The organism is Microvirga makkahensis, from assembly GCF_009830105.1.
Taxonomy (GTDB): Bacteria; Pseudomonadota; Alphaproteobacteria; order Rhizobiales; family Beijerinckiaceae; genus Microvirga; species Microvirga makkahensis.
Genome location: NZ_WURB01000086.1, coordinates 1 through 792 on the forward strand (window position 1 = coordinate 1; position 792 = coordinate 792).

The 792-nt window shown below is 59.2% G+C and carries 1 pseudogene; it reads left to right on the forward strand.

Going from position 1 to position 792, the window contains the following annotated elements:
- Positions 1–50 precede the first annotated feature (50 nt).
- Positions 51–749 (forward strand): annotated as a pseudogene (locus GR328_RS26545) (IS6 family transposase).
- Positions 750–792 lie beyond the last annotated feature (43 nt).

Sequence of the window (792 nt, forward strand, 5' to 3'; positions counted from 1 at the left end):
GGCACCGTCAGCCTAACCGGGTAGTGATGGGATGCTGACATAGATATGGGATGAACGTGTCTCGCCATCCCCGCGATGCCCGTCATCGCTTCCCGGCTGAAGTCATCAGCCATGCCGTGTAGTTGTACTTCCGGTTCCCGCTCCGCCTGCGCATGGTCGAAGAGATGCTCGCCGCCCGAGGTATCCTGGTCAACCGCGGGACCGTGCGGCAGTGGGCGCTGAAGTTCGGACAGAGCTTTGCCAACCAGATCCGCCGGCGTCTGCCAGCAGCCGGTGACAAGTGGCACCTCGATGAGGTTGTCATCAGCATTTCTGGTCGGAAGCATTGGCTCTGGAGAGCTGTGGATCAACATGGGGTCGTGCTCGACATCCTGGTTCAGAGCCGTCGCAATACCAAAGCAGCCAAGCGTCTGATGCGGAAACTACTCAAGAAGCAGGGTATCACTCCACGCGTGATGATCACGGACAAACTCGCCAGCTATGGTGCGGCCAAGCGCGAGATTATGCTGGGTGTCGAACATCGCCAGCATTGGGGCTTGAACAATCGAGCAGAGAACAGCCATCAGCCGACCCGACGGCGAGAGCGCATCATGAAGCGCTTCAAGTCAGCCGGGCAGGCCCAACGCTTCCTCTCTGTTCACGATCAGGTGTGAAATCTCTTCCGCCATCCTGTCACCATCCACACTTCCGATCGTCGGCAGGCTCGCGCTCGGGCCTTCCGCGTCTGGGCAGAGGTCACTGGTGCCTAATCCGGCCCCGAACCAGGATCGGTGTATCCTACTTCAACAACTT